This is a genomic window from Geomicrobium sp. JCM 19037, assembly GCF_000698105.1.
Taxonomy (GTDB): Bacteria; Bacillota; Bacilli; order Bacillales; family Marinococcaceae; genus Geomicrobium_A.
The window spans coordinates 67875-74842 of record NZ_BAWZ01000018.1; the positions used below are offsets into that span (position 1 = coordinate 67875).

Consider the following 6968-nt stretch of genomic DNA (forward strand, 5'->3'; position numbering starts at 1 on the left):
GGTTTGGGTGCGGGTGTTTGTTGACGGGTACGGTTGTTTTTTGCAACGATTCTAGGCCGGGTATTTAACATCCATTTTGGCATTCTAAAAATTGTATCCCGCTGCTCGCGTCTCACAAACGGAGTTAAGCCTCAAGGTACGGAAGACCGTAGGATTTGAGGCGGCTTAGATGAATGAGCAGGAGCATTGAAAATAAGAAAATTCCATACAGGCCAAAAAGTGAAGCAAACACTAATACGATAAAGCGGTTAATGCGAAAAGGCACGCTAATGCTGTAGATTGGAAAGACAAAACTTGCTATGGCGGTAACAGCAACAACGATGACAACCGAAGAAGAAATTATTCCTGCTTCCACGACCGCTTGACCAACAACGAGTGCACCAACGATGGACAAGGCTGTACCAATTTGTACAGGCATGCGAATGCTGGCTTCGCGAATAATTTCAAACAGCACTTCAAGGATGAGCACTTCCAAAACAGTTGGAAAAGGAGTGCCCTCATTTTGAGCGGCTAAACTGACCATCAAATTAAAAGGTATCAATTCTTGATGGTATGTCGTAATTGCCACGTAAAGCGCTGGCACGTATAAAGAAATGAAGACACAAACGAGCCGTAGAATCCTCAGAAGAGAGCCGATATCTGCCCGTTGCGTATAATCTTCAACACTATGTATAAAATCAATGAATGTCGCTGGTACAGCAAGGACGAAAGGGCTGCCGTCTACAATAATGGCGATTTTTCCTTCCAGTACGTGAGTGGAAATTGTATCTGGACGTTCCGATGCAAACACGTTTGGAAAAGGGGTTTTAGCATTATCTTGAATCAATTCCTCAAGCTCACCACTCGTTTGAATACTATCTGTATGAATTCGATCAATCCGCTCGTGCAATTCTTCTAATATTTTCGGATTCACAATATCGGCAATGTAGGTGACCACAACGGTCGTCTCTGAACGAGTGCCGACCGAATAGGTTTCAAAACGTAACTCTGGGTCTTTAATTCTTCGACGAATGAGTGTTGTATTTACCCGAAATGCTTCCACAAACGCTTCTTTCGGTCCGCGGATGACATTTTCACTTGAAGGCGCATCAACTTGGCGGGATTGCCAGAAAATCATGTCAATACTGTACGCAAGAACATGACCATTCACAAAACTGATGACGTGACCGCTTAGTAAAGCAGTGAGTAATGCGTCATGATCGTAAAGAACTTTCGTATCACCAAATGAATCAAAATATAGATGTAATGCTTCTTGCAAATTGGAGAAATTTTCGTCAAACAATATCGACTCACTAAGCAAATGTTCAACGGTAGACTGATCAACCATTCCGTCAATATAAACAACGGCAGCGGGCATTTTCGTCGTTTTTCCTAAACGAAAACGGCGGATGACAAGGTCATCACTTTGCCCAACAGATTGTTTAATCTCGTCAAGATTTGCTTCAAGGCTTGGTGAAAAGGTGGCTTGATTACCGTCTCCTTTATATTTTTTCTTCAGAAAAAGTGTCATATCACGTTCCGCCTGTTCTTTCTAAGGTTGGATTATTATGGTGGCAGAAACGTATGAAATCTATGCATAAACCTTTATGAAACAAAAAACCTGACCAAACAAAGTTTTACCTCTGTTTGGTCAGGGGGGGTCACGAGTGGATGTGATACCTCGTTTACGATGAACGCCAAGCGATTCTTCCTCCATTTTCTAACGGCCCGTTTCTCATTAATAAATACGTCACCAATGATAGAAGAAGAGAGAGGCCAAGCATAATATAAAGAAATGTTAAATGGTTCGTTAACATAAGCTCAAACACAGTGCTTGTATCCCCTAAAAAGAACCAGGCAGTAAATATTATGAGCAGCGCTGCACCGAAACTGAGCGTAATGATTGACCCGAAATTAAACCAAAAACTTCGGATGAACAAGCTGATTGAAAACAATACAAACAACCAAATAAAATCTGCCCAAATATATAGAAGTGGGTGAGAAGAGGCGAGCAGTTCTCCTGCTTGAGTAAACGTCGTCCATTGTAGAAGTTGATCGTTCAAGAAATACAAGCTGTGCAGTAACGCGACGCTTAAAATCATATAAACAATCGCTACGAGATAAAAGGAAATTACAAATTGTCGCCGAGTGCTCCGAGAGAGAGAATGAGAGAATACCCTTTAAAATTCACCCAAGGATACAATAGAAAAATCGCATAAATCGGTCCGAATAAAACGAAGCTCGCATTAGCCTCTAAGCTACCAATCCACGCAAAACTAAAGAACAGAACAACGGTGATCATCATGTTGATGATAAACGTAATGTTCATTTCTTTTCTCATGAGTAAGAGCGGTCCAGTCAATGTGTTCATGATTTTGTCACCCCTTTAGTTGTGAGATTCACGAGGTAATCTTGAAGAGCGGCCTTCTCTATCCGTAGACCGGTTTCTTTTGCCTCTTGTTGCAGTTGTTCGCTCAAAGGTGCATCCAGCATCACTTGTTGTTGTTTACCTAACGATTTTCTCTCTATGACGGGAGCCCTTGAAGAAAACGATTCTATGTCATTCGCATTACCAGTGACGTATACGCCTTTTTGATCAAGATCTTCTACCTGCTCGTTACGAATGATCGTTTGATCGTGTAGCACAACGATTTTTTCACAAAGAGGTAAGATTTCATCAATATGGTGTGTGGACAACATAATTTGACGCGGATGCTCAGCGTGAGTCTCAATGAGCATGTCAAAAAATACTTTTCTCATATGGCATCTAAGCCATTTGTCGGTTCGTCCATGATCGTCACCGGAGATTTACTCGAAAGCCCAATGACAATTGTGAGCATTGATTTCATTCCTGTGGAAAATGAACGTACCTTTTTCTTTCGTGGCAACTCAAATCGTTCGAGCAGTTGGTCGGCAAGTTGTTGGTCCCAGTTGTCATTAAACAAAGAGGCGAAGTGCATCGCATCATTCACCGTCCATATATCCGAATACGGGTGGCTTTCTTGCAAAAAGGCGACATCGTTCATCGCTTTATTGTTGTTATACGGAATCTGTTTGTTCACATGTAAAGAACCCGAGTGTGGTTGCAAAAGCCCAGCAAGAAGTTTCATCAGTGTTGTTTTTCCTGAGCCGTTACGCCCCCAAAGTCCAACAATGGCTGGTTCAGTTTCTACGTAGTGAACGTTATTTAGAATCATTTCTTTTCCATAAGAGAAAGAAACATCATGAACGTTAATCATCATATCCCTCCATAATCAATTTCCAAATGTCATCCTTATTCAGTTCGAGCCGTCTTGCTTCCTCGATCATTGGTTTGATGAACATCTTGTCAAATTCTGTTTTTCGTTGTTCTTGCAGCTTTTCATTTGCACCTGTGGCAACAAACATACCGACGCCTCGTTGCTTGTAGACGTATCCGGCTTCCACAAGTATGGCGAGTCCTTTTTGAATGGTCGCCCGGTTTACTTGATAAAATGAGGATATTTCTGTTGTGGACGGAATTTGTTCTTCTTCTTGCAACGTCCCATCCAAAATATCTTCTAGAATCATATCGGCAATCTGCAAAAAAATTGGCTTGGAATCATCAAAAACCGCCTTCACAGCATGCTCCCTTTCTTATTAGATGTATAGTTGATTAGTTGTGTAATCAACTATACACTGAGCTTCGAATTATGTCCATTGTTAAGTTTTGCTAGCTAGATTTATTTTTATGTAATCAAAAAAACTGCACAATTTGTGCAGTTCAGCTGGCTCTCTCGTTTAACCGATATATTTTTGGTCGGGGCGAAAGATCCGATTATTCTGCGCTTGTTCTTGGACGTGGGCGCACCATCCAGTGATTCGACTCACGCAAAAAGTTGGGGTGAGGAGGTCATGGTCAATGGCGAGCGTATCCATGAGTGCTGCAGCATAAAACTCAACATTCACATGAAGGTCTCTTCCCGGCTTATAAGTGTGTAAAAGTTCGGTGGCTTTTTGCTCTATCTGCACAGCTTGCGCCAATGCATCATCATCGTCTTGTAGGCGCGCTAACAAGCGTTTTAGTGCTTCTGCTCTAGGATCTGATGTTTTGTACACTCGGTGACCGAAGCCCATCAGCTTTTCTCCATTTTCGAGCTTGTTTCGAAGCACTTCCTCGATGCTTTCCCCGTTCTGAACATCAGCAATCAGTTGCAATACTTCAGTTGGCGCTCCACCGTGCAATGGTCCGCTCATAGCACCAAGCGCACCAGTGATCGCAGACGTGAGTGTTGATTCGGTAGAAGCAACGACCCGAGCAGCAAACGTAGACGCATTCATGCCATGCTCCATCGTCAAAATCAGATAAGCGGTTAACGCATCCGCTTGTGTGGCGACCGGTCGTTCACCAGTAAGCATATACATGTAATTCTCTACATGATTTAAATGAGCGTTCGGTCGTATTCGCGGCAACTCCTGCTTATCGCGATGTGTGTAGGCAATAATCGTCGGGAAACATGCAGCGAACTTGATCTGGTCTTCTATTGTTGGTGGCCACGTTGAGGACATAGAGGAGACGACCGTTCGCAACACCTCCATTGTGGTAGAAACTTTCGGCATCTGTTCAATGATTGTGATTGCGTATTCGGGAATTTCTCGAGCTGCTTTTAGTTGTTCGGAAAATGCTGCGCTTTCTTGTTTCGAAGGAAGGTCTCCATTCCAAAGCAAATAGACAACGTCTTCAAAAGAACGTTCTGTTGCCAACTCGCCAACAGGTATTCCCCGGTACAACAACGTTCCTTGTTTACCATCCACATCACTAATCATCGTTTCCGCTACAACAATTCCTTCTAATCCTTTATTCATTTCTTATCCACTCCTTTCCCTTTCATCTTAAAAGAAGCAGTGTATAATGAAAATTAAATCATTTATTGAAAAACGATTAATATATTAAATCAATAAGCGAGGGGAGCTTATGATGAACATACAATGGATTGAAACATTTTTAACAGCAGCACACCTCCAGAACTTTCACCAAACAGCGGAGCGTCTCTATCGATCTCAGCCTACGGTGACCGTACATATTCGACAACTTGAAAATTTGTTAGGGGTACCGTTGTTTCAGAAGTCTGGGAGGGCGGTTACGCTTACTCCGTACGGGCGTAAATATGTAAAACACGCAGAACAAATACTCGCCTCCTTTGAAGAAGGTCTCGTTGACATGGAGCGTGAGCGACAAGGCTACTATCGTCAATTACGCATCGCAGTATCTCCGCAAATTGCTTCAAGTTATTTGCCATATTGGGTGAAGATGTATACCAGAGCCTACCCCGACACAGAAGTGATCGTAAGCGTTTATGAATCGGTCAACATCGGCGAAGCAGTGGAGAGTGGAAAAGTGGATCTTGGTTTGTCTCGTCAAGCGTATAGCTCTCTACATATTACAAGTGAGTCTGTACAAAAGGAACGGTTACGGTTTGTATTGCCTCACGACGGGGGAGATGAAGAGACAAGCCTTCCAGTGACAGTCGAGGAAGCGTTAGAAAGGCACGTGCTCATCACAGACAATCACCCTGGTTATTGGGACACCGTCATCTGGGCAATTAAACAACGGGTACCCGCGTTTCGTCAAATGCGTGTTTCTCAAGTTCATGTAACAAAGCGCTTTATTGAGGAAGGGTTAGGATGTTCTGTTCTGCCATTATCATCTGTAAGAAGAGAACTTGCGGAGGGAAGAATGATGGAAGCGGAATTGGGTGAACTGGAGTTGCCATTCGTGTGTACGTATATCGTGCACGGGCAGAAGACAGAAGAAGCGACTGAATTTTTAACGATTATGAAAGAAAGGACATAGAGCGAATGCTCAATGTCCTTTCAAAATTTAGTCTGCTTGCATACCGCCGTCCACATTATACATAGAACCGGTAACAAAAGAAGCGGCATCAGACGCTAGAAACCAAACCACTTCAGCAACTTCTTTCGGCGAGCCAAAGCGACCAAAAGGAATACCCGCTTTTAACGCTTCTGATGATTCTTCAGGTTTTCCAGGGTTAATGTTGTTTTGGATATCTTTAAGCATCTGTGTATCAATTGCAGCGGGAGCAACAGCATTCACACGAATACCGTGAGGGGCGGCTTCTAGTGCAGCCGTTTTTGTGAGGCCAGCAACAGCATGTTTAGATGCAATGTATCCTGCCATACCTGCTGAGCCAATATATGCAGCGTTAGAGGCCGTATTAATAATTGTACCGTGCCCTTGCTCAAACATGTGCGCCAACACGTGCTTTAGCCCTAAGAATACACCGCTCACATTAATATCCATAATCTGATTAAAGGTTTTCAGTTCGAGTTCAGTAATATTTTGAAAAGGTCCATTGATGCCTGCATTGTTAAAAAATACATCAATTTTTCCGAACGTTTCGACGGTTTGTTTGACATACTGTTTCACGTCTTCCTCGTTCGTCACATCGGCTTCAATCGTAAGAATTCGGTCTTTCGTATCGGAGAGCCCTTCTTCAACGCGTGCCAATGAATCCGCACTTACATCAACAAAAACAACCTTTGCACCCTCGTCTAAGAAGCGGTGAGCGACAGCTTGTCCGATGCCACCCGCACCTCCGGTCATAAGTACTACTCGATCCTTCATTGATAACGCCTCCTTCGTATTTGGGTGATGCCCTTTTAGCATAACGATACCGCTTACATATTACGAATAATCTGCTCAAAACTTCATCTAATCAGAAACAATCACTTGCAGCAAGCAGCCGATGGGTGCTAGTGCTTCATGTTGACAATCGTTATAGAAGCGAACAGTCATAGAGTAGCTAGTATCAGGTAAACTGGTGTTCTGCATCAGTCTATAACACCAATCACCTAGAAATCCCCAAAAATGAGAGAACGATATCGCCGTTGGATCTATATAGGATGAACGTAACCGTTTCCTAAGTGCACCGTTTGTTGGTGCCTTCAGCTGCTGGTAGATGGTTGTACTCCAGAGCACAAGTGCGACATCAGCTCTCACTGCGCTCCGG

Annotated in this window: 10 protein-coding genes; 1 reads left to right on the top strand and 9 read right to left on the bottom strand. The window is 43.2% G+C overall.

Annotation, left to right across the window (positions count from 1 at the left end):
- Positions 1-124: 124 nt before the first annotated feature.
- The 7 genes from JCM19037_RS11770 to JCM19037_RS11795 form a co-directional block, all read right to left on the bottom strand.
- Positions 125-1510: a spore germination protein gene (locus JCM19037_RS11770; protein ID WP_052363831.1), complete on the bottom strand. Its 1386-nt coding sequence runs from the start codon at positions 1508-1510 to the stop codon at positions 125-127.
- Positions 1511-1664: 154 nt separating this feature from the next.
- Complete coding sequence (locus tag JCM19037_RS11775) at positions 1665-2081, bottom strand: hypothetical protein (protein ID WP_042401291.1); 417 nt, start codon at positions 2079-2081, stop codon at positions 1665-1667.
- Between the two features lie 29 nt (positions 2082-2110).
- Positions 2111-2350 (bottom strand): hypothetical protein, encoded by a 240-nt coding sequence (locus JCM19037_RS11780; RefSeq protein WP_042401294.1) that lies wholly within the window; start codon positions 2348-2350, stop codon positions 2111-2113.
- Complete coding sequence (locus JCM19037_RS27250) at positions 2347-2739, bottom strand: hypothetical protein (RefSeq protein ID WP_238544682.1); 393 nt, start codon at positions 2737-2739, stop codon at positions 2347-2349. Before JCM19037_RS27250 ends, JCM19037_RS11780 begins: the two co-directional genes overlap by 4 nt.
- Complete coding sequence (locus JCM19037_RS27255; protein ID WP_238544683.1) at positions 2736-3218, bottom strand: ABC transporter ATP-binding protein; 483 nt, start codon at positions 3216-3218, stop codon at positions 2736-2738. Before JCM19037_RS27255 ends, JCM19037_RS27250 begins: the two co-directional genes overlap by 4 nt.
- Positions 3211-3579, bottom strand: coding sequence for a GntR family transcriptional regulator (locus JCM19037_RS11790; protein ID WP_042401297.1), 369 nt, complete (start codon positions 3577-3579; stop codon positions 3211-3213). Before JCM19037_RS11790 ends, JCM19037_RS27255 begins: the two co-directional genes overlap by 8 nt.
- 159 nt (positions 3580-3738) lie before the next feature.
- Positions 3739-4803, bottom strand: a complete 1065-nt coding sequence (locus JCM19037_RS11795) for a citrate synthase/methylcitrate synthase (protein ID WP_042401300.1) — start codon at positions 4801-4803, stop codon at positions 3739-3741.
- 109 nt (positions 4804-4912) lie between these two features.
- On the opposite strand from JCM19037_RS11795, the gene JCM19037_RS11800 reads away from it, so the two are divergent.
- The gene (locus tag JCM19037_RS11800) at positions 4913-5791 is read left to right on the top strand and encodes a LysR family transcriptional regulator (protein WP_081829278.1); all 879 of its coding nucleotides are present in this window, start codon (positions 4913-4915) and stop codon (positions 5789-5791) included.
- A gap of 27 nt (positions 5792-5818) precedes the next feature.
- Here the strand turns inward: JCM19037_RS11800 and JCM19037_RS11805 are convergent, their stop codons facing one another.
- Together JCM19037_RS11805 and JCM19037_RS27260 are read right to left on the bottom strand one after the other, a co-directional pair.
- Entirely contained in the window at positions 5819-6583 is a 765-nt protein-coding gene (locus JCM19037_RS11805; RefSeq protein ID WP_042401305.1) for an SDR family NAD(P)-dependent oxidoreductase, read from the bottom strand.
- An 87-nt stretch (positions 6584-6670) separates the two neighbouring features.
- The coding region (locus tag JCM19037_RS27260; RefSeq protein WP_238544684.1) for a hypothetical protein at positions 6671-6968 on the bottom strand (298 nt) is incomplete at its 5' end.

Bases quoted from the DNA above. Each gene is read 5' to 3' on its own strand.
- JCM19037_RS11780 (WP_042401294.1), bottom strand. From the start codon at position 2,350: ATGAACACATTGACTGGACCGCTCTTACTCATGAGAAAAGAAATGAAC.
- JCM19037_RS11770 (WP_052363831.1), bottom strand. From the start codon at position 1,510: ATGACACTTTTTCTGAAGAAAAAATATAAAGGAGACGGTAATCAAGCC.
- JCM19037_RS11775 (WP_042401291.1), bottom strand. From the start codon at position 2,081: ATGATTTTAAGCGTCGCGTTACTGCACAGCTTGTATTTCTTGAACGAT.
- JCM19037_RS27250 (WP_238544682.1), bottom strand. From the start codon at position 2,739: ATGAGAAAAGTATTTTTTGACATGCTCATTGAGACTCACGCTGAGCAT.
- JCM19037_RS11795 (WP_042401300.1), bottom strand. From the start codon at position 4,803: ATGAATAAAGGATTAGAAGGAATTGTTGTAGCGGAAACGATGATTAGT.
- JCM19037_RS11800 (WP_081829278.1), top strand. From the start codon at position 4,913: ATGATGAACATACAATGGATTGAAACATTTTTAACAGCAGCACACCTC.
- JCM19037_RS11805 (WP_042401305.1), bottom strand. From the start codon at position 6,583: ATGAAGGATCGAGTAGTACTTATGACCGGAGGTGCGGGTGGCATCGGA.
- JCM19037_RS27255 (WP_238544683.1), bottom strand. From the start codon at position 3,218: ATGATTAACGTTCATGATGTTTCTTTCTCTTATGGAAAAGAAATGATT.